This is a genomic window from Corynebacterium sp. H127 (assembly GCF_037482665.1).
Classification (GTDB): domain Bacteria; phylum Actinomycetota; class Actinomycetes; order Mycobacteriales; family Mycobacteriaceae; genus Corynebacterium.
Genome location: NZ_JBBHKY010000011.1, coordinates 19,404 through 43,814, shown reverse-complemented (window position 1 = coordinate 43,814; position 24,411 = coordinate 19,404). Strand labels below are relative to the sequence as shown.

Below are 24,411 nucleotides of genomic sequence, written 5' to 3'. Positions count from 1 at the left end.
ATGACCGATCTGTCCCGTCTGTTGCACTGCCAGCATCACGACCCGCACTCCTACTACGGTCGCCACGGCGAAGTCATTCGCACCCGCCAGCTTGGCGCTAGCTCCGTCGTCGTCCTGTCCGGTGGCAGCCGCTACGAGATGAGCCCGCTTGGCGACGACATCTTCGAAGCCACCGTCCCCGCCGGCAATTACCAGCTGGAGGTCACCTGGCCGGAAGCAACCGTAGCCATCGAGGATCCCTACCGCTTCCTGCCCACGCTGGGAGAACTGGACATCCACCTGATCGCCGAGGGGCGCCACGAGCGCCTCTGGGACGTGCTCGGTTCGCATGTGTGCACCGTCGACGGTGTGAGTGGTACCAGCTTCGCGGTGTGGGCCCCGAACGCCATCGGCGTTGCTGTTGTCGGCGAGTTCAACGGCTGGAACGCCTCGCAGCACCCGATGCGTTCCTTGGGTTCCTCGGGCATCTGGGAGCTCTTCCTCCCCGGGGTTGGCGAGGGCACCGTCTACAAATACGCCATCCAAACCCCGGAAGGGCACCGTCGCGATAAGGCAGACCCGATGGCCCGCAAGGCAGAGATCCCCCCTGCTACCGGCTCCATCGTCACAGCCAGCTCCTACGAGTGGAAAGACGCCGAATGGCTGGCCACCCGTGAGGACGTCGCACAAAAGCCGATGAGCGTCTACGAAGTACACCTCGGCTCCTGGAAAGAAGGGCTGAGCTACGCCGATTTGGCGACCGAGCTGGTGGACTATGTCGCCGATCAAGGCTTCACCCACGTGGAGTTCATGCCCGTCGCCGAGCATCCCTTCGGCGGCTCCTGGGGCTACCAGGTGTCCGGTTACTACGCCCCCACCTCCCGCTGGGGCGAGCCGGATGAGCTGCGCGCGCTTATCGACGCCTTCCACGCTCGAGGCATCGGCGTCCTCGTCGACTGGGTCCCAGCACACTTCCCCAAAGACGACTGGGCACTGGCCCGCTTTGATGGCCGACCAGTCTACGAACACCCAGATTGGCGGCGCGGCGAGCAGAAGGACTGGGGCACCTATGTCTTCGACTTCGGTCGCCCCGAAGTCCGCAACTTCCTGGTTGCCAACGCCCTGTACTGGCTGGAGGAATTCCACTTCGACGGCCTACGTGTCGACGCAGTAGCCTCCATGCTCTACCTGGACTACTCCCGGGAGCCGGGTGAATGGGCCCCGAACCAATACGGTGGCCGCGAGAACCTCGAGGCAGTGCAGTTCCTGCAGGAAATGAACGCAACCGTGCACAAGCTCCACCACGGCGTACTCACCATCGCTGAGGAATCCACCTCTTGGCCAGGAGTCACCGCCCCCACCGATCACGGCGGCCTCGGTTTCTCCCTCAAGTGGAACATGGGCTGGATGAATGACACCCTGGAGTACTTCTCCAAGGACCCAATCCACCGCAGCCACCACCACGGCGACATCACCTTCTCGATGATCTACCAGTACAGCGAGAACTTCTGCCTGCCGATCTCCCATGACGAAGTTGTTCATGGCAAGGGCACCCTGTGGACCCGGATGCCAGGCGACACCTGGAACAAAGCCGCCGGCGTACGTACCCTCTTCGCCTACATGTGGGCGCACCCCGGCAAGCAGCTGCTCTTCCAGGGCCAGGAATTTGCCCAGTCCCGCGAGTGGACCGAGGAGCATTCCCTGGACTGGCACGAGTTCGACGGCTGGGAATCCGAATACCACCGCGGTATCCATCGGATGGTTCGTGACCTCAACCTCGTCTACACCGGCTCCCCAGCCCTGTACACGCAGGATAACGAGCAGTCCGGGTTCTCCTGGGTCAAATCCGACGATGCAACCAACAACATCCTGGCGTTCATGCGCTACGGCAACGACGGCCAGAAATACCTCTGCGTCTTCAACTTCGGCGGTGGCACCCACCCTAATTACAGCCTCGGTGTACCCGCAGGCGGCACCTGGACGCGCGTGATCAACACCGATGACGCGGTCTACGAAGGCGCAGGCAATGACTTGCCGCTCTCCGTCTGGGCGCACGACTCACACTGGGATGGCTATGAGCACTGCGTGACGCTGCATATCCCGGCCATGTCTGCGCAGTGGTACCGCTGGGACGGTTAGTCTGGCAGAGTTCTTAGGCCACTAAAGGTACGCTGTCTACTAGTTACTACCTGCGCTTTTCACGAGGGCGAGGGGCAATGACGCCCCCGCGAGGGCGCACAGCAATTACCCACATAATCATGGCTACGGACAGCACTACAGCGATCCCTGCCGTGGCTGGTGCGTATTCTTCGGGTCTCGGTCGGACTAATGCAACCCTGAGCACGCAAACAAAACAAAACACGAATGGCAGCGGCATTAGATCAGGCAATACCTGATCATGTCGTTCTTGCCACCACACAATTGCCAGGAACAGGTCTGCCGCTGCACAACTAGCAAGGCCCAGCCAAATCCCCTTCAACTGCATCAAAAAAGTTTGCTCGCCATTTTCGCCCGCGCGACCTTCACCCGTGGATCGCCAGCCTCGAACACCGCGAACAGTTCGATGAGACGCTTCTTCACGTCCTCGTTCGGAAGTAGCTGGATGAGACGCTCGAAAGCCTCCTCCACTGCGCCAACCGCGATCTGGGCGTCGGCAGCCGCCAGTTGCTTGTCTACATCCTTAGGATCGGCATCGGCAGCCAAGATTGGGTCGCCTTCCGCAGTCGCGAGTCGCGCCACCAGCTTCGCGTTGTCGAGCGCCGTCTTGGCTTCCTTGTTTGCGGGTTCCTTTTTCAGGATCTCCTCATAGGCCGCGATCGCGCCCTCAAAATCGCCTGCATCGAGCAGGCCAGCCGCCGCCACGAGACGGGGATCTTCTGGCTTCTCCTCACCCAAGCCCGGTAGTTTTCCGGCCACCGCATTGACCACCGCCGCGGTCCACTGTTGCAGGGCATCCAGCGGCTGACCGCCTTCAAAGTTGGCGAGCGGCCGGCCGTCGGCAAGCGCAATGACGCTGGGCAGGCCGGTGATGCCGAAGGCCTGCGCGATCTGCGGCGTGGTGTCGGCGTCGACATAGGCAAAGAGCCAGGTGCGGTTTGCTTGGGAGGCCAGGGTGCTCAGATTGTGCCGGAGTTCTTCGGATTCCGGGCTGCGGGAGGTTCCTACGAGGACAACCACCGGCACCTTCATTGACAACCCCAGGGTCGCTTCGAAATTCTCCTGCGTCAGGGTCGTGGTGGTGGCGACGTCCCCGCCGGCGGCTGCGGCCTTGGCATCAGCGCGTGCTTTCAGTTCTGCTAGATCAACTACGGCCATTATTGCTCCAATCGTTTCTCTACGGAGGCTACCTTCTGCTGCAGCTGTCCCGTGTAACCGGGCCGGATGTCCGCCTTGATTACGAGGGAGGCGCGCGGGCTCACTGCGAGCACCGCATCCGTCGCGCGCTTCACGACGCCCATAACCTCATCCCACTCCCCCTCAACCAGCGTAAACATCGCATTCGTCTCATTGGGGAGCCCGGACTCACGAACAATGCGCACGGCCTCCGCAACAGCGTCGGCCATGTCCGCGCTTTCATTGGTTACCGCAGGGGCAACTGAAAAGGCAATAATCATGAACCCCAGCATAGTGGGATAGCGCGAACTAGAATGGGATCATGTCTGATATTGCAAACATCGAAATCCCTCACGAGTACATCACCTGCCTCGACCACGTCGGCATTGCCGTCCCAGACTTCGACGCAGCGGTTGAGTTTTACCGTTCCGCATTCGGCTGGGTCAACCACCACGAAGAGGTCAACGAGGAGCAGGGCGTCCGCGAGGCAATGATCGGCCCTAAGGATATGACAGCGCGCGATGGCATGGTTCAGCTGCTCGCTCCGCTGAACGAAGAGTCCACCATCGCGAAGTTCATCGACAAGAAGGGCCCCGGCCTGCAGCAGATGTGTCTGCGTACCAACAACATGGATGCCCTTTGCGAGCACTTGCATGCCAACAATGTGCGTCTGCTCTACCCAGAGCCAAAGATCGGCACCGGCGGCGCGCGCATCAACTTCGTGCATCCTAAGGATGCTGGCGGCGTGCTACTGGAGATCACCGAGCCTAAGTAAACCTCGCCCAGCACGGCTTATGCCAGTGCCTGCGGTCGTCCTCCCGTCCGGGCTCCCACGCCACCACGTGGGCGATTCCGGGCGGGATATTTTGGTTGCACCCCGGGCAGATATAGAACTTAGTGGCCCGGGTTGCACCCATCTGCCGGACTAGATACTCCACGCCGTCGCGGTCGGTGGCGGATCTGGTACCCCAATAGGCCGCGCCGTCCCGGGGTAGTTCGCGCGGCGCCGGCCGGTTGTACTTGTTCCGGCGCGACATTAGAACAGACGCAGCTCGTTGGATTCAATGCCCCGCAAGTCCTGGTAGTCCAACACAACGCAACGGATACCGCGGTCTTCGGCCAGAGTACGCGCCTGGGGTTTGATCTCCTGTGCGGCAAAGACGCCATGCACGGGCCGCAGGAGCTCGTCGCGGTTGAGCAGCTCCAGGTAGCGGGTGAGCTGCTCCACGCCGTCGATACCGCCCCGACGTTTGATCTCCACAGCGACGGTCTCCCCGGACTCGTTGCGGCACAGAATGTCCACCGGACCGATGGCGGTTGGATATTCGCGGCGGATGAGCTTATAGCCCTCGCCTAGCGTGTTGATGTGCTCTGCCAGCAGCTCCTGCAAATGCGCCTCGACACCATCTTTTTCCAACCCTGGGTCGGTGCCGAGCTCGTGGGTGACATCGGCAATGATCTCACGGATCGTAATGCGCAGCTGCTCGCCCTTCTTGTTCTCAACGATCCACAGCTGCTCACCGGTGTTCGTGCCTTCGAGGTCCAGGACGGGCTGTTCGACGAGCGTACACGGGGGCGTCATCCAATTCAGTGGCTTGTAGGCGCGGTCGTCGGCATGCACACTCACGGAGCCATCGGCCTTCACCAACAGCAGGCGCGTGGCTTCAGGAAGGTGTGATTCGAGCCGACCAACGTAGTCTACGACGCACTGGGCGATCACTAGTCGCATTTATTTTTCTTTCCTCAAGTACTTTTGCGCGGTCTTAACATCCATCCGCTGCAAAGGCTGAGTAGGCGCGGATTCAATCCAGGCTAGCAAGGCCATCTCCGCATGTGGGTCAAGCGCCCATTCAAATTCGCCTTGGTTAGTCTTCAACGCAATAATCCGGCGGCTTGATTCCATGAATTTTTGTTCAAAGGCCGTCTGGTTACGACGGTCTTTCAACAAAAACCCACAGCGATCAAAGCTGATATCAGGATTGGGGCTGATGGAGCGGAGCTTGTAAAAGTCAAGTTTCTCGCCGTGATATTGAATCACTCCGTGTCGCCAACCTCGCGCATCCTGAGCGGGAACTCGGCGCATGAGGACCTGGGTGCCGGAATGGCGATGGTTGAGGAAGCGCCAAACAGCTAGACATGCCAGTAGGGCGATAAGCGCGATAAAAGTTAGCACGACAATATCCACTGAAACCTCCTCGTTATAAGGGCCTATTGTAGATCAACTTGCCCCGAAAACGACAACAGAGCCCACCGAGTGATCGGCGGGCTCTGTTGTTCTTAGAAGCCTTAGGCTTCCTGAGCGCGGCGAACCGCGCGTAGTTCTGCTTCAGCGCGTGCCTTTGAAGACTCATCCCCGGCAACAGACAGTGCAGACTCAGCGTCGGAGGAATTAACCTCTTCGGCCCAGATAGCGTAGTCAGCCAAGATGGTCACCTTGTCGGTACTAACCGAGAGGAAACCACCCTGGACGGCAGCAGTAAGCTTCTTGCCGTCCACGGGGCGGATGGTCACAACGCCATTTTCGACCAGCTGGCCGAACATTGGCTCGTGGCCTGGCAGCACGCCGATCTCACCTTCGGTCGTCTGAGCGGTAACGATGCTGGCTTGGCCAGACCACAATTTGCGCTCGACGGAAACCAATTCAACGGTGATATCAGCCATGGTTGCTGCCCCTTACTTCTCGGTGAGCTTCTTGTACGCAGCCTCGACGTCGTCCAAGCCACCCAGACCGTTGAAGGCCTGCTCTGGGTAGGTGTCGAACTCGCCGTTGCAGATGCGCTCGAAAGCATCGATGGTGTGCTCCAGAGGAACGTAGGAACCAGGGATACCGGTGAACTTCTCTGCGACGAAGAAGTTCTGGCCCAGGAAGCGCTCGAGGCGACGCGCGCGGGCAACGGTGATCTTGTCCTCTTCAGACAGCTCGTCCATACCAAGGATGGCGATGATGTCCTGGAGTTCCTTGTTCTTCTGCAGAATACGAATCACGCGCTGCGCGATTTCGTAGTGACGCTCGCCGACGATACCTGGCTCGAGGATACGAGAGGTAGAGGTCAGTGGGTTCACTGCAGGGTAGATACCCTTGGAAGCGATACCACGGTCAAGCTCGGTGGTGGCATCCAGGTGGGCGAAGGTGGTGGCTGGAGCTGGGTCGGTGTAGTCGTCGGCAGGCACGTAGACGGCCTGCAGAGACGTAATCGACTTACCCTTGGTGGAGGTAATGCGCTCCTGGAGAACACCCATCTCATCAGCCAAGGTTGGCTGGTAACCCACTGCAGACGGCATACGGCCGAGCAGCGTGGAAACCTCAGAACCAGCCTGGGTGAAGCGGAAGATGTTGTCGATGAAGAGCAGCACGTCCTGGTGCTGCACATCGCGGAAGTACTCCGCCATGGTCAGACCGGACAGCGCCACGCGCATACGGACTCCCGGTGGCTCGTCCATCTGGCCGAACACGAGTGCAGTGTCCTGGAGAACGCCCATCTCTTCCATTTCGAGGAAGAGGTCGGTGCCCTCACGGGTACGCTCGCCGACGCCTGCGAAAACGGAGGTACCGGAGAACTCGCGTGCAATACGGGTAATCATTTCCTGAATCAGGACGGTCTTACCCACACCTGCGCCGCCGAAAAGACCAATCTTGCCGCCCTTAACGTAAGGGGTCAGCAGGTCAATGACCTTAATGCCGGTCTCGAGGATCTCGGTCTTGCCTTCGAGCTGGTCGAATGGAGGTGGATCGCGGTGGATGCCCCAGCGCTCTACACCTTCACTGACTGAAGGATCATCGAGGCAGTCGCCGAGGGCGTTGAACACGTGGCCCTTAACGACGTCACCGACAGGCACAGAAATTGGCTTGCCAGAGTTCTTTACCTCAGTGCCGCGGACGAGGCCGTCGGTAGGTGCCATGGAGACGGCACGAACCAGGTTGTCGCCGAGGTGCTGTGCAACCTCGAGGGTAATGGTCTTTGCGACTGCTTCGAGGGTGACCTCAACAGTCAGTGCGTTGAACAGGGCCGGCAGCTCGCCACGCGGGAATTCCACGTCGACGACCGGACCGATGACACGCACGACACGGCCAGAGGCGTATGCGCCTGGCTGTGCGTTCTGCTCTACAAGAGCTGTAGTCATAATCTAGTCACTTTCTCCGCTTTCGGCGAGCGCACCGGCGCCACCGACGATCTCTGTGATTTCCTGGGTAATTTGAGCCTGACGTGCCTGGTTTGCCACGCGAGAGAGGTCATTTACCAACGCCGTAGCGTTGTCGGTTGCAGACTTCATTGCGTTGCGTCGCGACGCCGACTCGGAAGCAGAAGCCTCCAGAAGCATCGCAAACAGGCTGCGAGATACGTACTTTGGCAGCAATTCTGCCAAAAGGGTATCCGCGTCTGGCTCGAACTCGACATCAGAGTGGATCTCGCCTGGGTCGGCGAGGATGCCCTGCTCGAAGTCGAGCTCCTTGTCTTCGATCACTGGCTCAATTGGCAGCAGCTGATGAGCAACAGGCGTCTGCGTCAACATGGACACAAACTGCGTGTACACAACGTGTACCTGATCGAATCCCTGAATCGCTTCGCCTTCATCAGCGCTGAGACCCGGACGCCACTTTGCAGTGCCCTCCGAACCTGCGATGAAACCGTCAATCAGGTGGCGACGCAGGTCGTGCGTCTCCTTGTAGCCCGGATCCTGGGTGTAGCCGGTCCAAGCGCCTGCTACCTCCTGACCACGGAACTTGTAGTAGCCGACACCCTTGTTGCCGGATACGTAAATAACTGGCTCGTAGCCCTTCGCCTCAAGGAGAGCACGCAATTCGCGTGCCTTCTTGAAGACGTTGTAGTTGTAACCGCCGGCCATGCCGCGGTCACTGGTGACCACCAAAATGGCAGCGCGCTTACCGTTTGGTCGTTCGCGAAGCATTGGGTGATCCAGGCTGGAAGCAGCAAGCAGCTTTTCGGTAACCTTGCGGATCTCCTCTGCATACGGCTTAGCGGCCTCGACTCGTCCTTGAGCTTTGGTGATACGCGAAGTAGCGATCAGCTCTTGAGCCTTGGTGATCTTCTTCGTTGACTTGACCGACTTGATGCGGTCACGCAGTTCGCGAAGATTAGCCATGGTGTTACGCCTCCCTTCTCATGCTCGGTTGAACTTGTTGATTCATGTGATGAAACTACTTGTTCACCTTGCGGGAAACGGTCAGCTGCTCCTTGCCGAGGTCACCCTCGGACATTGGGTCAACCTCTGGCTCACCGATGACTGGGGAGCCCTCGGTGGTCACGAAGATGTGCTTGAAATCCTCGGTGCTCTGGATCAGAGTCTGCTTGGACTCGTCGGACAGTGCAGCGCCACCAGCGATCTGATCGTAGACACCTGCAGCGTTGGAGCGCAGGTAGTCATGCAGCTCTACCTCGAAGCGACGGACATCTTCGACGGGAACGTTATCGAAGTGGCCATCACCGGCGAGGAAGATGGAGACGATCTGGAACTCAACAGCCTGTGGAGAGTTCTCCGCCTGCTTGAGCAGCTCAACGAGACGCTGACCGCGCTGCAGCTGAGCCTTGGATGCAGCATCCAGGTCAGAAGCGAACGCAGCGAATGCCTCGAGATCGCGGTAGGCAGCGAGGTCCAGACGCAGGGAACCTGCGACCTTCTTCATGCCCTTGGTCTGAGCGGCGCCACCAACACGAGACACCGAAACACCAACGTTAATTGCTGGACGAACGCCCTGGTTGAACAGGTCGGACTCCAAGAAGACCTGGCCGTCAGTAATGGAGATGACGTTGGTCGGAATGAAGGCGGAAACGTCATTTGCCTTCGTCTCAATGATCGGCAGTGCCGTCATGGAGCCCTTGCCCATGTCGTCGGAAAGCTTTGCAGCACGCTCCAGCAGACGAGAGTGCAGGTAGAACACGTCGCCTGGGTATGCTTCTCGGCCTGGTGGGCGGCGCAGCAGCAGCGAAATCGCACGGTAGGCTTCTGCCTGCTTGGTCAGATCATCGTAAATGACCAGAACGTGCTTGCCCTGGTACATCCAGTGCTGGCCCAGTGCGGCACCTGCGAATGGTGCGAGCCACTTGAAGCCGGCGGAGTCAGATGCTGGAGCAGCCACGATGGTGGTGTACTCCAGAGCGCCATGATCTTCGAGGGTCTTGCGGACGGCGGCAATGGTCGAGCCCTTCTGACCGATGGCGACGTAGATGCAACGCACCTGCTTGTCGACATCGCCGGACTCCCAGTTTGCCTTCTGGTTCAGGATGGTATCGATGCAGACCGCGGTCTTGCCGGTCTTGCGGTCGCCAATGATCAGCTGACGCTGACCGCGACCGATTGGGGTCATTGCGTCGATTGCCTTGATACCAGTAGCCAGTGGCTCTTCGACCGGCTGGCGCTGCAGCACGGAAGGTGCCTGCAGTTCCAGGACGCGGTCTTCTTCCTTATCGATGGCGCCAAGGCCGTCGATAGGCAGACCCAGTGGGTTGATAACGCGGCCGAGGAATGCATCTCCGACCGGAATGGAAAGGACCTCGCCGGTCCGCTTTACTTCGTCGCCTTCGGTAAGAGTCTCGTAGTTACCCAAAATTACGACGCCGATGCGATCGGTGTCGAGGTTCTGTGCGACGCCAATAACGCCGTTTGGGAACTCGAGCAGCTCATTCGCCATAACAGACGGCAGACCAGAAACCTGGGCAATACCGTCAGCTGCCGAAATGACCACGCCGACCTCCTCACGGGAGGCCTCCGGGGAGTAGCTCGAGGTGTAGTTCGCAATCGCGCTACGGATCTCATCGGAGGAGATCGTCAGCTCCGCCATGTTCTTCCTGCTCTCGGTTGTTTCTTCCAGCAATTTATGTCTTCTAATAGTCGTGTTCTAAACAAAGCTCGTGCGGAGCTTCTCGAGCTTGCCCGAGGTGCTGCCGTCGATTACTTCATCGCCAACGCGGATGACCAGTCCACCGAGGAGGCTGGGATCAACCTCAGTGTGGATGCTCACCTCACGACCGTAAATGTGGCCCAATTTGACTGCCAGTGCATCGGTCTGGATCGCGTTCAAAGGTTCCGCAGACTGCACAACGGCTACTTCCTTGCCACGCAGACCAGCTGCGAGGGAAGCAAGAGCTGCCATGTCATCGATTGGGTTGTCCTCTGGGCGTCCGACTGCCTGCTTAGCCAGTGCCTCGGTGACGGCGGTTACCTTGCCGTAGAGGACGTTGGCCAGCAGCTCGCGCTTGCGATCAGCATTCGTGTTGCGGTCCCCCAGCAGCTGTGCAAGTTCGGTTTCATCCTTGAGGATGCGACCGAGGGAGAACAGTTCGTCCTCTACCCTGTCCAGCTGGCCCTGCTTCTCAGCAGAACGCAGTAGGGCGCGACGGCCCAGCTCAACGAGTCCGGTACGGAACTCGCGGGGAGTTGACCAGATCTGCTGTGCTGCTTCGAGGGCAAAATCCAGAGTCATCTGGGAAACTTTGCCACCGAATACAGCGCGCATCAGGCCAGTTCGCTGCTCGGCAGTGGCTGAAGAATCAGCCACAGCGACACGCAAGCCACGGTCGCCGTCGAGAACCTCGACGATGCTGAACAGCTCAGCACCGGTTTGGGAGGCAGCTGCGATCGCCTGATCAGAGTTGTTGATCCATTGATCAAGCGTCTGAGCAGTCTTCGTCAGTGCTTCGCGGCTAGCTGCGTGCATGTCGCCTACTTTCCGGCCGGAGCCACAGAATCGAGCTCGGACAGGAACTTATCAATCGTGCCGGAACGCTTAACGTTGTCGGACAGCTGCTCGCCGATGAGGCGCTCAGCCAGATTGATGGAGTTCTGACCCATCTCTTGGCGCAGTTCGGTGACAACCTGCTGGCGCTGAGCCTCAAGCTGCTTTTCACCGGATGCGATGATGCGGTTGCTCTCTTCCACGGCCTGTGCCTTCATTTCTGCAACGATCTGCTTGCCCTTTTCACGGGCTTCTTCGCGGATCTGTGCAGCTTCAGCGCGTGCCTCAGCGAGCTGTGCGTTGTACTTCTCAAGGGCAGCCTTGGCTTCAGCTTGAGCAGCCTCAGCGCGCTGGATACCACCCTTAATCCGGTCCTCACGCTCAGTCAGGACCTCCTGGAACTTCGGAAGAACGAGCTTCCAGAAGATGAACAGGACGACGACGAGCGGAACGAGGGACCAGACGATGTCGTAAGCCTTCGGCATCAGGAGTGGGTTGCCGGTCTCGAGTGGCAGTCCACCTCCCTCAGCGGCGAGGTAAGTGATGACGTTCGTCATAATCCTTGTGCTTTCTTTTTGCTATCGAGGTCTGTTCGATTAAACAAACAGGAAGCCGGCGACCAGGCCGATGAGGGCGAGTGCTTCAACGAATGCAATGCCCAGGAACATGGTGGTACGGAGCTGGCCGGCCATCTCAGGCTGACGTGCCATGCCCTCGAGTGCCTTGCCGACGAGGATGCCGATGCCGAGGCCTGGGCCGATGGTAGCGATGCCGTAGCCGATGGTTGCGAGGTTACCGGACATGCCAGCAGCGTCCTGAGCGAGGATCAGTTCGTTCATTGTGTCGTTCCCTTTCTGGGTGCTCCCCCGGTTGTCGGGTGAGCAAGTGATATTGATGATTTTCAGATTATGGAGCCGTTAAAGCTCCGTGGGGTCAGTGTTCGTCTGCGTGCAGCGATAGTTCGATGTAGACGGCTACCAGCAGGGCGAAGATGTACGCCTGCAGGAAGACGACCAAGAGCTCGAAGAACGTGAACGCAATCGCGGCAAAGATGGTCACGACGGACATCCCGGTCCAACCGTTGAACTGCCAGAAGAAGAAGTTAGTGGCAGAAAACAGCAAAACCAAGATGATGTGACCAGCCAGCATGTTTGCCAGAAGACGCAAGGTCAACGTGGCGGGTCGCATGATGAACGTCGAGAAGAACTCGATTGGCACCACCAAAACGTGAAGCAGTGGCGGCAGGTTAGGAATAACCACAGAAGACTTCAGGTACTTGAAGAAGCCATAGCGCTTAGCGCCGGCGTAAATGAAGACCACGTAGCCGAACAGCGCCAAAATCAGTGGCATACCAATGCGCACGTTTGGCGAAATGTTCAGTCCAGGAATGACTGTCGGCGCATTCATAAAGAGAACGAGGAAGAAGATGGTCGCAATTACCGGAAGGAACCGACGACCCTCTTTCTTTCCAAGGATGTCCTCAGCGATATGAATACGCACGAAGTCTAAACAGAGTTCTGCGAAGTTCTGCACACCAGAAGGGATGAGCTTCGGGCTGCGCATTGCGACAACAAAAAAGACCGCGAGGATGAGAGTCATCAGAAGACGAATCAACATCAAACGATCAAGTGCGAACCAGTTGTTAGCAAAACCAGTGAGCAGCATGCCCACTACGTCGCCATCATCGGTCACATGCCCCGGGAAAAGTTCATGGTCCAGATTAGGTGCGTGAAACTCACCCTTCATGGACAAAGTTGTAACGCTCAGCGTTCTCTCCCGTGTTCGGGCCGTTTCTTCTGCAAGAAACGGTGCGATGGAGGTCTAAAAATCTTGCTTGATCCACTTTGGACTCCGTCGCACATCATCAAAGTGAACCTGCGGGGAAACCCCATCAGTCGTTTCCCCGCGCACTGAGCTGCGGATTCTGATGGAGATTGCCCGTCTTGCAGACTATCAGGACTGATTGCGTTTTTCCCAAGTTGGGTGGGGGGTAGGAAAAAGCAATATACAGCACAAAAGCAAAATATAGCGTGACCGGGGAATTTCCACTTTGTAAGCTAGGTCACAAGGTTGAATAGGTGGGCTATTCGGGGGTACTCATCAGCCCCCTTAGTGAACATAAGTCACCTTAGAGGTAACAACTCCCCAGACTTCGCTACCCAGCACTACGATCAGCGCAACCACAACTGTGACAATGAAGGCGATCCGATCATAGAAGTGCATATCGCGCAGGAAGTACAGCGCGATCAGGAGCACCACGATTTTAAAAAGCCAGCTGCCCAGCACTACCGCACCCGTGGTGGCGGGGCTGGTATTTGAGGTAGCCAGCACGCTCAGCACGGTCAACAACATGAAGCCGCCACCTATCGACGCCCCGAGCACCACGCCCCATATCCCGGGCAAATCACGGAAGGCTCCCCACGCGGCCAGCGAAATAACGGTGGCTACTGCCAAGCCCAGCCACCCGAATTTGAGGGCGCGCAATAGCGGACGCCGATGGTCATCATACTCACTTTTCACAAGCAGCTACCCTACCTCACCGAGCTCTTCGCAACGGCAGGAGTGTCCAGCCGATAGCCAGCAGCACACCGATCGCAATGCCCACGATGGCCACCTGGGCCGGAAAAACCGTAAAGCCCACGGCGCCGAATGCAACCACTGAGACCCACCCGTAGAGCACAAGTACCACGTGTCGATGCGAATGCCCGAGGGCCAGCAGCCGGTGATGCAGGTGCATTTTATCCGCAGCGAAGGGCGACTTCCCCTGCGAGACACGACGCACGACTGCCAGGATCAGGTCCAAGGTAGGCACGAACACTGCAGCGACAACGACGATGAACGGGGAAAGCACGGCCACGATGTCAGCAGCGCCATACAAACTCATGTTGATCTTGCCCGAGGCGGAGGTAGCCGCCGCTGCGAGCAGCAGCCCGATCAGCATCGAACCGGAGTCCCCCATGAAGATGCGCGCCGGCTCAAAGTTGTGGGGCAAGAATCCCGCGCATACTCCCACCAACCCAGCAGCAATAATCGCTGGCGGATACGCGGACACGGTACCGCCCTGGTCATGCAGGACGGTGATGGCAAAGATAAGGATCGCCAGCCCCGCGATCATGCCAAGCCCGGCGGCGAGGCCATCAAGGCCGTCGACAAAGTTAATGGCGTTGATCAGCATCACCGTAAACAGCGTTGTCAAGACAGTTGACTGGACTTGGTCGAGTACTAGCGTGCTCCCCTCCCCGAAGGGCATATACAGCAGCGTCCAAGACAGGCCAAGCAAACTCATCACCACCGCGCCGGCGAGCTGTCCGATCAGCTTGGTGATGGCATCTAATTCAAACAGGTCATCCAGTACTCCAACGAGCACGATGACAAAGCCAGCCCACACCACTGCATCCATTTCTGGCGTGATTGGGCGAAAGCCTCTAGTAAGGGCGGGCAACTGATCCGCCAGAAACACTGCGGAGAGGAACCCGGAAAACATAGCGACACCACCCAGACGTGGCTTCGGAATCGTGTGGACGTCACGCTCGCGAATCGCCGCCATCCGGCCCCATCGGACTATCAGATAGCGGACGATGCCTGTGCTCAGGAAGGTCACCGCGGCGGCGACGATCAAGACCAAGGCTATTTCGCGCAGCGGTACCCCCACTGCTCCGGCTCCCATTTCAGCGCAGGCTTTCTGCCGTTACCCCTAGCACTTCCGCGATCTGCTGAGCTGAGATTGCTCCTTCGCGCAACAGCTTTGGTTGTTCTCCCGACAGGTCAATAATGGAGGATGGCTGGCCGACTGGGCATTCGCCACCGTCGAGGTAGACGTTGACCGCGTTGCCCAGCTGCTGCTTCGCCGCAATCGCGGTGGTCGGTGGAGTGTGTCCCGAGATATTTGCAGAGGACACCGCCATTGGACCAGTTTCGCGCAGCAACTCGATTGCCACCGGATGCAGTGGCATACGCAGCATCACGGTGCCACGGGTATCCCCCAAGTTCCAGCTCAACGAGGGAGCCTGCGGAACCACGATGGATAGTCCGCCCGGCCAAAAGGCCTCGACCAGCGTGCGCGCCTGGTCAGAGTAGGTGTGGACCAAGCCTTGGATCGTATCCCAAGAGCCGACCAACACCGGAACGGGCATATCAGGACCACGTTGTTTAGTCTGCAGCAAGGAAGCCACAGCGTTGTTGTCAAAGGCATCGCAGCCCAGGCCGTACAAGGTATCTGTTGGCAGGACCACAAGTCGACCGGAGCGAACCGCGTCGCTAGCAGCGCGCAGTCCGAGGGCGCGGGTGGCTGGGTCTTGGCAGTCGTAGACTCGACTCACTGTTGTACTCCTAAGACATTGTGGGTAATCAAACGATTAGCTTACTCGCAGATTTTCTCCGCGCTAACGTAACGGTCACGGCCAGCGAAGTCGCGGTGCGAAACGATGTTTCCGAAACAGCCCGCTTGTTCCAGCACCGCACGAACCTGCGCCGCCGTTGAGTCATCGTGTTCAATCCCGAGCGCTCCCCCGACCTTGAGTAGCCGTGCCAGCACCGGAAGCATCGCTTCGATGACATCCATTCCACTATCACCGCTGAACACGGCGTGGTGCGGATCCACCCGAACCTCGGGATCTACCTGCGTACTCTCTGGCACATAGGGTGGATTGCTCACCACGAGATCGCAACTGCCGCTTAGTTCGGTGAGCACGGTGGGCGAGGTGACATCGCCCAGCTCTAGCCGAACCTGCGGTGCTAGCGTCGCAATATTCCGCTGCGTCCAGGCTGCGGCCCGCGGGTCCAACTCGACAGCGGTGACCTCCGCATCCGGCAGCAGCGTGGCAAGGTAGAGCGCCAGCGCCCCGCTGCCGGTACAAAGATCAACCACACGCGGCTTATCGACGCCCCGAGCCCGCACCCACTGCACCGCCCACTCTCCCAGCAACTCCGTCTCCGGGCGTGGGACAAAAACCCCTGGCCCAACGGCCAATTCGAGATGCCCAAAAGGAGCTGTTCCTAGGAGATGCTGCAGCGGCACGCGCTGCGCGCGCCTGGCCACTAAGTCCGCAAACTTTTCAGGCAGGTTTTCCGTGTCATGCAGGATCAGATCCATTCGGGAGCACCCGAGGACATACGCGGCGAGGGTTTGGGCGTCGAAAAGCGGCGAAGCCACCCCGGCTGCAGCTAGGGTGGCGGTCGCTTGGCGGAGGCTAGCCAATTTACTCGGCTTCGAGCCTGGCCGCGCGATCTGCGGCTTGGAGAGCTACAAACAGATCGTCCATGTCACCGTTCAATACTGCGTCCAGGTTATTGGACTTGTAGTTGATGCGGTGGTCGGAGATGCGGTTTTCCGGCCAGTTGTAGGTACGGATGCGCTCAGAACGATCCATGGTGCGCACCTGCGCGGCGCGCCCCTCGGCGGCCTCCGCGTCGGCTGCTTCTTCCTGCATCTGCTGCAGGCGAGCGGCAAGCACCTGCATCGCGCGGGCCTTGTTCTGAATCTGAGAGCGTTCCTTCTGACAGGTCACTACCAGGCCCGTTGGCAGGTGCGTGATACGCACTGCGGAGTCAGTAGTGTTCACGCCCTGGCCGCCCTTACCGGAGGAACGGTAGACGTCGATACGCAGCTCCTTCTCGTCGATTTCCACGTCCTCAACCTCGTCGGGTTCTGGGTATACCAGCACACCGGCGGCGGAAGTTTGGATGCGGCCCTGCGACTCAGTGACTGGGACGCGCTGGACGCGGTGGACGCCACCTTCGAACTTGAAGACGCTCCACGCGCCGTCGCGGGAAGGCTGCTTCGACTTGATCGAAAGGGTGATGTCTTTAACACCGCCCAGATCAGATTCGGCCAGACCGAGGATTTCCGTGGCAAAGCCATGCTTCTCGGCGTACTTCTGGTACATCTTCAGCAAATCACCAGCGAACAGCGCGGCTTCTTCGCCACCAGCACCCGCCTTGATCTCCATGACGATATCTTCGGAGTCATGCGGATCGCGCGGCGCTAGCAGGTCGGTGAGCTTTTCCTCAAGCTCCAGCACCTGCGGTTCGAGGCGATCCACCTCTCCTTGAAAATCATGGTCCTCGTAGGCCAATTCCTTGGCTTCTGCGAGGTCCTCCTTAGCCTGAGTGAGCTCGCGGTAGACGTTGATGATCGGCTGCAACTCGGAGTAGCGCTTACCGGCCTTGCGCACCCGCGCAGAGTCGTTAGCGAACTCCGGGTCTTGCATTTGGGCCTCGAGGCCCTGGTATTCCGACAAAATATCGTCGACAACGGAAACTTCAGACATTAGGAGTATTCCTCTTCATTTCCTTGATCTGCAGCCATCGGCGCGGAAGAAGCAATTTGCATGAGGAACTCACCATTGGACTTGGTCTTCTTCAGCTGCTTAATCAGCAGGTCAATGGCCTGTTGATTATCAAGCGCGGAGAGGATGCGGCGCAGCTTGTGCATGATGCGAGCCTCTTCCGGAACCAGCAGCAGCTCGTCCTTACGGGTGCCGGATGGGTTCACGTCAACGGCTGGGAAGACGCGTCGCTCGGAGATCTTGCGATCCAGCTTGAGCTCGGCGTTACCGGTGCCCTTGAACTCTTCGAAGATCACGGTGTCACCAGCGGAGCCGGTCTCCACCATCGCGGTGGCGATGATGGTCAACGAACCGCCGTTTTCGATGTTGCGGGCAGCACCGAGGAAACGCTTCGGTGGGTACAGGGCGTTGGAGTCCACACCACCGGAAAGAATACGACCGGATGCTGGGGAGCTGTTGTTGTAGGCGCGGCCCAGGCGGGTGATGGAGTCAAGCAACACGACGACGTCCTGTCCCTGCTCCACGAGGCGCTTCGCACGCTCGATTGCCAGTTCAGCCACGGCAGTGTGCTCTCCTGGCGGGCGATCGAAGGTGGAGGCAATAACCTCGCCTTTCACGCTGCGCTGCATGTCGGTGACTTCTTCTGGTCGCTCGTCCACCAACACGACCATGAGGTAGCACTCTGGGTTGTTGGTAGCAATCGCATTGGCGATGTTCTGCAGAATCGTCGTCTTACCGGCCTTCGGCGGGGAGACAATCAGGGCGCGCTGGCCTTTACCGATCGGCATGATCAGGTCGATGACACGGGTGGTCAGGATCTTCTGATCCGTCTCCAGGCGCAGGCGCTGATTCGGGTACAGCGGCGTGAGCTTGGCAAAGTCTGGCCGGTTGCGAGCTTCCTCGACTGGCTTGCCGTTCACCGAGTCAACGCGGACGAGCGCATTGTACTTCTGGCGATTTCGGCCGCCACCATGATTATTAGGCTGGCCCTCACGTGGCATCTTGACCTGGCCGGTGATGGCGTCACCACGGCGCAGCCCGCACTTGCGGATCATCTGCTGGGTGACAAACACGTCGGCGGTGCCAGCCTGGTAGCCGGTGGTGCGGACGAATGCGACGTTGTTGTCCACGATGTCGAGGATGCCGCCCACAGGCTGAAGTACGTCGCCTTCGCGGATTTCGTCGTTGGTGTCGGTGTTGCGGTTGTCGCGGTCACCGCGGTCGCGGCGATTACGGCCCCGGTCACGGCGGTTGCGACGACCACGGCCACCCCGCTCGTTGCGGTCCTCTTCGCTGCGATCTCCACGGTCATTTCGCTCGTTGCGGTCACCACGGTCGCCACGGTCGCCACGCTCAGGGCGTTCAGAGCGCTCAGAGCGTTCCTGCTGCTCAGACTGCGAGTTCTTGGAGTTGTCGTTGTGGGATTCGCCCTTAGCAGAGTTCTGGTTGCCCCCCTGCTCGGAATCCTGAGCTGAGTTCTCGCTGCGGTTGTCCTCCCGCTGTGCGGAACGCGCCCGGTTGCGGCGAGCGCGGCGGGCGGCGGAACGAGACTCGTACTTGTTCTCGTTATTGTCCTGGCCACCGTTGTGCTCGCTCTCGGCGTGCTGAGGCTGTTCCGACTGAGGTGCAGTTTCCGCCGCGTTCTCTGCAGCGGGCTGCGTCTTCGTCACGCGACGACGGCGTGGTGCGCGTGCGCCCTCGCCGTCGTCAGCATTGCCAGCTTCGGGTTTCTCCGCTGCTGGTGCGGACTTGCCACCGGATTGAATGGCGGCGATGAGTTCCGACTTGCGCAGTCCGGAGATTCCTCGAATACCACGCTCTTCCGCGAGTTTGCGGAGTTCGGGCATACGGAGTGCGCCAAGGTTTTGGGAAGCGCCGTCGCTTTGTGCGGCGCTGTCTGGTTGAGTCACAGATATCCTTTCGTCGCTTCAAGGGTTCAATTAAGAGAACCGGAAGCTTCTGTGGAATTCATAGCGAGGTGCATTGCACCTATAACCGCAGGCCCGGGGAAGTCCCCACGATGCGTGCGAAAAATAAAACAAGAGTCACCGACCGCTAGAATTGCCGCCCAAGTTGGTTTCTTTGGGACCTACTGCGCTGAAGCTCTCGATGGCTTTAGATAGCTCTCGACCAGCTTCACGTCGGTTCACCAGCAAGTGTAGCGCATTGGTTTTCATTTTCTGACATCGACGCAACATCAACGCACCACTGGACTGATCATGTCAAGCCACTGCCATGCCCCCTGTCACACCGCTAGAGTGGTATTCATGCTGAGCACGATGTCGGATATGCCGCTGCTGGTTTCGCGTATTCTGGAATACGCGAGAACCGTTCACCGAGAAACCACGGTAACCACCTGGACCAGCGAGGGAGGCTCCGAGCAGACCTTCGCACATATCGGTGCCCGTGCATCCGCGCTCGCCCACGCACTGGAAAACACCTTAGGTATTGACGGGGACCAGCGGGTCGGAACCTTGCTCAATAACCGTGTCGAACACCTTGAAGTGATGTTCGCCACAATGTGTAAGGGTGCCGTGTTCACTCCGCTCAATAAGCAGCTGATGGGCGATCAGATCCAGCACATCATCAATCACTCCGAGATGGAAGTGGTCTTCGTCGAGCCGCAGCTCGCCCCCTTGCTGTGGCCGCTGCTCCCCAACTGCCCCAAGGTGCGCGCCGTGGTGTTTACCGGATTGACGCCGGTGGATACTTCGGAAGCCCCCGAGCGCATCGCTACTTTTTCGCTTGAGGCGCTTATCGACGGCCTCCCCAGCACCTACGAGTGGCCGGAGCTCGACGAGCGCACCGCTGGCGCCATTTGCTATTCCACCGGCACCACGGGCGCGCCGAAAGCGGTGGCGTATTCGCACCGCTCGATGTATTTGCAGACGATGAGCCTGCGCACGATGGACTCGATGGGCATTGCTTATGGCGATCCTTTCCTCTGCTGTATCCCGATCTATCACGTCCTGAGCTGGGGCGTTCCGATGGCCGCCTTCATGTCGGGCACTCCCCTGGTCTTCCCCGGCGCGGAAACCAGCTCTGAGGGCCTGGCGGAGATCATCGCGCAAACCCACCCACGCGTGGCCCACGGTGTGCCAACGATCTGGATTTCCCTGATGGTCCACTATCTGAACAACCCGCCGGAGCGCATGAGTCTGCAGGAGATCTTCGTCGGTGGCTCCCCGGTCCCGCCGGTGCTGATCAAACTGTGGGAAGAACGCTATGGCGTGGATATTGTCCACGTGTGGGGTATGACGGAGACCTCGACGGTTGCAACCGTCGCCCGACCACCACGTGGTGTTTCTGGCGCGCAGCGCTGGCAGTACCGAGTCAGCCAGGGTCGCTTCCCTGCCTCAGTGCAGTACCGGGTGGTCAACGACGGCCAGGTAGTGGCATCCTCGGACCGCAACCAAGGCGAGATTCAAGTCAAAGGCCCCTGGGTTACGGCGAGCTACTACCATTCGGTGGCTGAGGACGATCAGGGTCCAGCGGCAGTGTTTCGCAATGAGCCGGTAGAGGACGCTCCGGAACAGTTCACTGCGGATGGTTGGCTGCGTACCGGCGATGTCGGCTCAGTGACTCAGGATGGATTCCTGACCGTGGAGGATCGTGCCCGCGACGTGATTCGCTCGGGTGGCGAGTGGATCTACTCGGTGCAGCTAGAGAACATGGTGATGGAGCACCCGGACGTGGTGGAATCCGCCGTTATCGGCTTTCCCGATGATAAGTGGGGTCAGCGCCCCTTGGCAGTCACCGTGCTACATCAGGGCATCGAGCCGAATAAGGCCACTGCCGAAGCCCTGCGCGATAGTTTGCGGGACCGGTTACCACGGTGGATGCTTCCGGAGTACTGGGCGTTCGTGGATAGCATCGACAAGACTTCGGTGAACAAGTTTGACAAGAAGGATCTGCGACAGCACCTCGCCAACGGCGAATACCACGTGATTAAGCTGACGGGCCCAGGCGAGTCCAAACCTGAATAGTGAACACCTTTAACCAGCGCTGAAGGCCTGGGCATGCCTATACTATTGCGGTGAAGAAACTGTTGGCTTCAGGTGTGGAGTCCTTGGTGATTCCGGTTCGGGCCCTCACGTTGCTCTTGAGGCATTTCCCGGCGCTGTTCGTAGTGCTTTGTCTCGCATTTGCGGTACGTGCGGCAACTTTGTGGCTAGCTGTCGTGGTCTCCGACCATTCTCCGTTATTGGCGCACTTGATCCTGCCGCTAGCTCCTTTGGCGGTGATGGCTGGTCTCATCGTCGCCTTGTGGATCATGCAGCCGAGCCTGCCTTTCCTGTCCACCGCGGTGAAGTCTCCGGGCGCCAGCAAACTCACTAAGACTCGCTTGCTCACCATCGGTGGGCTACTCGTCCCGTTTCTCACCGTTTATGCTTCCAACGGTCTGTTGAAGGAAGATACCCGGGCGTTTGTCTACGATGCGACGCTGGACGAGGCCGTCAACACTTTTAGCACCACCGACTACGGCCGCATGCTTATCGACGACACCGTTTCCGTCCTCGCACTCATCATTGTGGTCCTTTTAGCCCGCAAACTGATCGGCTTCTTCGCCCTTGGCGAGCGCAATTTCGGCTTCGCTACCCTATCCGCCTATTTAGAAGCCTTGTGGATGGTGTCCTTGTCCGCGACGTTGGCGATCAAATTCATGGAGATCAAGCAGTGGCTATACACCCGCGAAGTGATCGCACCCGCTTACCACAATGCCCTGGAGCTCAAAGCTCTTCTCATTGCGAAAGCTGGATTGCTAGGCAAACTATACCTAGGCGCGGGCATGGTGATCGCCAAGCTTGATGACGTCATCGTTGTCCCCTTGGCGTGGCTGACGCTGGGCGCAGTGCTCTTCGGAACCACCCTGGTGCCCACGGCTACCACCAACCAGGCCACCGCAGCAACGAGTAGCAAACATGTCAAGAAGTCACCGCGCTGGTCGTCGCTAAGCACGGCAACACGCACCCAGGCACAATCCCTGCTCGATACCGCCGCGCAGCCCATCTGGGGTCCGATCAAGTTGTCCTGGGAAGGGCTGAAGAAACTGGCGGTGGCCGGGCTGGTGCCGATGATCGTATTCTGCCTGATCTTCATGCTGTGTTCTGTGGCCGAATTGGGCATTGTGTTCGCAGGGCGAGCACTAATTGGGCCGCGAGAGATGCTGGTCTACGCCACGTTACAACCCTACGTACTCGTTGTGGCGCGAGTTGGCTACTTCATGGTCGCATTGCCGCTGCTAGCTGCAGCATTGGACCGTTATCTTCAGCATTCCTACGCCGAGGATGCTTCAGCCGCTGCGGAGGAAGAAATCACCGCTACCACGGCGACTTAGACAAGGTCGTGCCCCCGTTCTGGCAGCTCTAGGTCAATACGGAACGGTGGTTCCCAACCGATGTGCACACTGTCCGGGGTGACTCCTGGAGGCAGGGCAAACACGATCACTTTGTTCCATTCCTCCGGTCGCATCGCTGCGGGGTCCACAGTGGGGTTTGGCTCGAACATAGATGGCGCATTTGGCCCGGGTGTTTTCGGAGGGACGCAAGCGAAGTTGCTATCAAAGTTTTGATCGAATTTTTTGTCCCCGATCAACGCGGAATAGTTGCCGTATTCCACACCGGCAGTGTCCTTGAGCCAGGTTCGACAATAGGACAGCGTTGTCTCTGGAGCTGCCTTCCACTTCAGGGCCACGGCCCAGAGCTCTACATCGGCCGTCGGCTGGAAATCTGGGATCTGCCCTGGCGCTAGTTTTTGCAGCGCGAATGCCTCCACCGATGCAGCACGCCGGAACGTGTACTCCTCGGTGACAAATTCCCGGTCAAACGAGGTTGTCTCTCCGACGGGGACGGCGAGGGCATCCGTGAAGTGATTCGGTTGGTAAATGTGCACAAATCTGAATGATGATGCCACAATGAGCACTGCCGCGGCGGGAATTGCCGCAAGGCACCACCATTTGTTTCGGCGCAGCCAGGAGCGCTCATCTTTCCCGGCTTGGGTCTTGATTCGCTCGAGCTCTTGGTCTACGGCTTGTTCGACTTCCCAGCGCTGGGCGTCGCTAAGCTCCTGCTCAGCCATTGCTTCCTCCAGTGATTTCCAGTGGCCGGACGATCACGGGCGCGCCAGCTTCGGTCCAACCCGGGGCGAATCTTAACTGCGACCCTGCGACGGCATCCTTGGCAACCTCGAACTCCACCGTGCACGTTCCTGGCACTCCGGTTTGACTGGAGCTACAGCGCGGGATCTGGAGGGACCGCACCTTGCGCTTCTTTCCGTCAATCATCCCGACCATCGGAGCGGCTTCATACTCGGATCGAGTGAACTCGAAGGTCACAGCAACGAATGTCTCTGTGGTGTGGTACCCATCGACACTGTCGCTCAGCCGCGCCTCCACTGTGCCCAGCGTCCCGAATCGGGGTGCGCTGGTCTCATATTCGAAGGGGCGGTTGTAGACAGCTTCCGCTTGTGGCATCTTCTCCCGAACCGCAGTGCCAATGATTACTGCGAGCAGCACCAGCACTGCCAGACTGATTTTCTGCTTCACCGCACAGTCACCTGCGCTACCGGAGTGGGGTCCAGCCACTGCATCGAGCCGTCTAAGGAGGAGGCACGCCAGATGAGTGAATTAATGACCAGGGTTTTCTCACCCGGAGAATCGGGCCACACTCCCACAATTTCGGTAGTAACACCCGGCGACAACGTCAACACGCTCCGCGGAAATGGGTCCGCTGCTCTTTCGAAGGTCGGATAGCCTTCCACGCCTTCCAAGGTGAAAGCATTGTTCAGGTCCCAACTGCCGTTCATCGGTTGCCCACCGGTGATGGTAATTCGCATGGGGACCTCGATCTTTCCGTCCACGGAGCGCGACCTGCCCACCTGGACGCGATATGCCTTGGCATCGATGTCCGGGGTGTACGCCCCTGATGCGTCTACGGCGCTCGCCTTCGTTAGGGTGCTGGGGGCTGCCTGCCCGAAGCCACCCGATAGGCCCAACAGACCTACCACCGCCACGGCCATGAGCAGCGCGATGTTGCCTCGTGTCAACAGACCCGACAGCAGATACGCCACAAAGCCCAATATGGATCTATTTGTGGTCACGCAGAAAGTATAAGCAGCATT

At 59.0% G+C, this 24,411-nt stretch carries 26 protein-coding genes; 4 read left to right on the top strand and 22 right to left on the bottom strand.

Annotated elements, in window-relative coordinates; all coding sequences use genetic code 11:
• Window positions 1-2,118: a 1,4-alpha-glucan branching protein GlgB gene (gene glgB, locus WG936_RS10800; protein ID WP_339564465.1), complete on the top strand. Its 2,118-nt coding sequence runs from the start codon at window positions 1-3 to the stop codon at window positions 2,116-2,118.
• Window positions 2,119-2,463: 345 nt separating this feature from the next.
• Here glgB and WG936_RS10795 read toward each other — a convergent pair whose 3' ends face one another.
• Together WG936_RS10795 and WG936_RS10790 are read right to left on the bottom strand one after the other, a co-directional pair.
• Complete coding sequence (locus WG936_RS10795) at window positions 2,464-3,294, bottom strand: tetratricopeptide repeat protein (protein ID WP_339564464.1); 831 nt, start codon at window positions 3,292-3,294, stop codon at window positions 2,464-2,466.
• Complete coding sequence (locus WG936_RS10790) at window positions 3,294-3,593, bottom strand: thiamine-binding protein (protein WP_339564463.1); 300 nt, start codon at window positions 3,591-3,593, stop codon at window positions 3,294-3,296. Before WG936_RS10790 ends, WG936_RS10795 begins: the two co-directional genes overlap by 1 nt.
• 41 nt (window positions 3,594-3,634) lie before the next feature.
• Between WG936_RS10790 and mce the strand changes: the two genes are divergently transcribed.
• On the top strand, window positions 3,635-4,087 hold the full coding sequence (gene mce / locus WG936_RS10785) for a methylmalonyl-CoA epimerase (protein ID WP_445227788.1): 453 nt from the start codon (window positions 3,635-3,637) through the stop codon (window positions 4,085-4,087).
• On the opposite strand, the gene WG936_RS10780 is transcribed toward mce, so the two are convergent.
• The 17 genes from WG936_RS10780 to rho form a co-directional block, all read right to left on the bottom strand.
• Window positions 4,080-4,349: a hypothetical protein gene (locus tag WG936_RS10780; RefSeq protein ID WP_339572914.1), complete on the bottom strand. Its 270-nt coding sequence runs from the start codon at window positions 4,347-4,349 to the stop codon at window positions 4,080-4,082. The two genes, mce and WG936_RS10780, sit on opposite strands and share 8 nt — an antisense overlap.
• Entirely contained in the window at window positions 4,349-5,041 is a 693-nt protein-coding gene (gene nucS / locus WG936_RS10775) for an endonuclease NucS (protein WP_339572913.1), read from the bottom strand. Before nucS ends, WG936_RS10780 begins: the two co-directional genes overlap by 1 nt.
• Window positions 5,042-5,497 carry a DUF2550 domain-containing protein gene (locus tag WG936_RS10770; RefSeq protein WP_339572912.1) on the bottom strand — a complete coding sequence of 152 codons (456 nt, stop codon included), beginning with the start codon at window positions 5,495-5,497 and terminating at the stop codon, window positions 5,042-5,044.
• A gap of 101 nt (window positions 5,498-5,598) precedes the next feature.
• Window positions 5,599-5,973 (bottom strand): F0F1 ATP synthase subunit epsilon, encoded by a 375-nt coding sequence (locus tag WG936_RS10765; RefSeq protein ID WP_339572911.1) that lies wholly within the window; start codon window positions 5,971-5,973, stop codon window positions 5,599-5,601.
• A gap of 12 nt (window positions 5,974-5,985) precedes the next feature.
• Window positions 5,986-7,434 (bottom strand): F0F1 ATP synthase subunit beta, encoded by a 1,449-nt coding sequence (gene atpD, locus WG936_RS10760; protein ID WP_339564458.1) that lies wholly within the window; start codon window positions 7,432-7,434, stop codon window positions 5,986-5,988.
• A 3-nt stretch (window positions 7,435-7,437) separates the two neighbouring features.
• On the bottom strand, window positions 7,438-8,415 hold the full coding sequence (locus tag WG936_RS10755) for a F0F1 ATP synthase subunit gamma (protein WP_339564457.1): 978 nt from the start codon (window positions 8,413-8,415) through the stop codon (window positions 7,438-7,440).
• A 55-nt stretch (window positions 8,416-8,470) separates the two neighbouring features.
• Window positions 8,471-10,111 (bottom strand): F0F1 ATP synthase subunit alpha, encoded by a 1,641-nt coding sequence (atpA, locus tag WG936_RS10750; RefSeq protein WP_339564456.1) that lies wholly within the window; start codon window positions 10,109-10,111, stop codon window positions 8,471-8,473.
• A 57-nt stretch (window positions 10,112-10,168) separates the two neighbouring features.
• Window positions 10,169-10,987: a F0F1 ATP synthase subunit delta gene (locus WG936_RS10745; protein ID WP_339572910.1), complete on the bottom strand. Its 819-nt coding sequence runs from the start codon at window positions 10,985-10,987 to the stop codon at window positions 10,169-10,171.
• Window positions 10,988-10,992: 5 nt separating this feature from the next.
• Entirely contained in the window at window positions 10,993-11,562 is a 570-nt protein-coding gene (locus WG936_RS10740; protein ID WP_339564454.1) for a F0F1 ATP synthase subunit B, read from the bottom strand.
• 39 nt (window positions 11,563-11,601) lie between these two features.
• Window positions 11,602-11,844 (bottom strand): ATP synthase F0 subunit C, encoded by a 243-nt coding sequence (locus WG936_RS10735; RefSeq protein ID WP_339564453.1) that lies wholly within the window; start codon window positions 11,842-11,844, stop codon window positions 11,602-11,604.
• Window positions 11,845-11,938: 94 nt separating this feature from the next.
• Window positions 11,939-12,751, bottom strand: coding sequence for a F0F1 ATP synthase subunit A (gene atpB, locus WG936_RS10730; protein WP_339564452.1), 813 nt, complete (start codon window positions 12,749-12,751; stop codon window positions 11,939-11,941).
• 363 nt (window positions 12,752-13,114) lie between these two features.
• Window positions 13,115-13,525 carry a hypothetical protein gene (locus tag WG936_RS10725; RefSeq protein WP_339564451.1) on the bottom strand — a complete coding sequence of 137 codons (411 nt, stop codon included), beginning with the start codon at window positions 13,523-13,525 and terminating at the stop codon, window positions 13,115-13,117.
• Window positions 13,526-13,541: 16 nt separating this feature from the next.
• Window positions 13,542-14,672, bottom strand: coding sequence for an MraY family glycosyltransferase (locus WG936_RS10720; protein WP_339564450.1), 1,131 nt, complete (start codon window positions 14,670-14,672; stop codon window positions 13,542-13,544).
• 1 nt (window position 14,673) lies between these two features.
• The gene (locus WG936_RS10715; RefSeq protein WP_339564449.1) at window positions 14,674-15,324 is read right to left on the bottom strand and encodes an L-threonylcarbamoyladenylate synthase; all 651 of its coding nucleotides are present in this window, start codon (window positions 15,322-15,324) and stop codon (window positions 14,674-14,676) included.
• Between the two features lie 41 nt (window positions 15,325-15,365).
• Window positions 15,366-16,202 (bottom strand): peptide chain release factor N(5)-glutamine methyltransferase, encoded by an 837-nt coding sequence (gene prmC / locus WG936_RS10710; RefSeq protein WP_339564448.1) that lies wholly within the window; start codon window positions 16,200-16,202, stop codon window positions 15,366-15,368.
• A 1-nt stretch (window position 16,203) separates the two neighbouring features.
• Window positions 16,204-17,274 (bottom strand): peptide chain release factor 1, encoded by a 1,071-nt coding sequence (gene prfA / locus WG936_RS10705; protein ID WP_339564447.1) that lies wholly within the window; start codon window positions 17,272-17,274, stop codon window positions 16,204-16,206.
• Window positions 17,274-19,202: a transcription termination factor Rho gene (gene rho, locus WG936_RS10700; RefSeq protein WP_339564446.1), complete on the bottom strand. Its 1,929-nt coding sequence runs from the start codon at window positions 19,200-19,202 to the stop codon at window positions 17,274-17,276. The genes prfA and rho overlap by 1 nt, the downstream gene beginning before the upstream one ends.
• A gap of 357 nt (window positions 19,203-19,559) precedes the next feature.
• On the opposite strand from rho, the gene WG936_RS10695 reads away from it, so the two are divergent.
• On the top strand, window positions 19,560-21,278 hold the full coding sequence (locus WG936_RS10695; RefSeq protein ID WP_339572909.1) for a long-chain fatty-acid--CoA ligase: 1,719 nt from the start codon (window positions 19,560-19,562) through the stop codon (window positions 21,276-21,278).
• 50 nt (window positions 21,279-21,328) lie between these two features.
• The gene (locus WG936_RS10690) at window positions 21,329-22,630 is read left to right on the top strand and encodes a hypothetical protein (protein ID WP_339572908.1); all 1,302 of its coding nucleotides are present in this window, start codon (window positions 21,329-21,331) and stop codon (window positions 22,628-22,630) included.
• On the opposite strand, the gene WG936_RS10685 is transcribed toward WG936_RS10690, so the two are convergent.
• From WG936_RS10685 to WG936_RS10675, 3 genes are read right to left on the bottom strand one after another with little or no spacing between them, the layout of a single operon-like run.
• Window positions 22,627-23,370, bottom strand: coding sequence for a hypothetical protein (locus WG936_RS10685; protein ID WP_339572907.1), 744 nt, complete (start codon window positions 23,368-23,370; stop codon window positions 22,627-22,629). The genes WG936_RS10690 and WG936_RS10685 overlap by 4 nt on opposite strands.
• Window positions 23,363-23,836, bottom strand: a complete 474-nt coding sequence (locus WG936_RS10680; protein ID WP_339564442.1) for a hypothetical protein — start codon at window positions 23,834-23,836, stop codon at window positions 23,363-23,365. Before WG936_RS10680 ends, WG936_RS10685 begins: the two co-directional genes overlap by 8 nt.
• Entirely contained in the window at window positions 23,833-24,390 is a 558-nt protein-coding gene (locus tag WG936_RS10675; protein ID WP_339572906.1) for a hypothetical protein, read from the bottom strand. The genes WG936_RS10680 and WG936_RS10675 overlap by 4 nt, the downstream gene beginning before the upstream one ends.
• Window positions 24,391-24,411 lie beyond the last annotated feature (21 nt).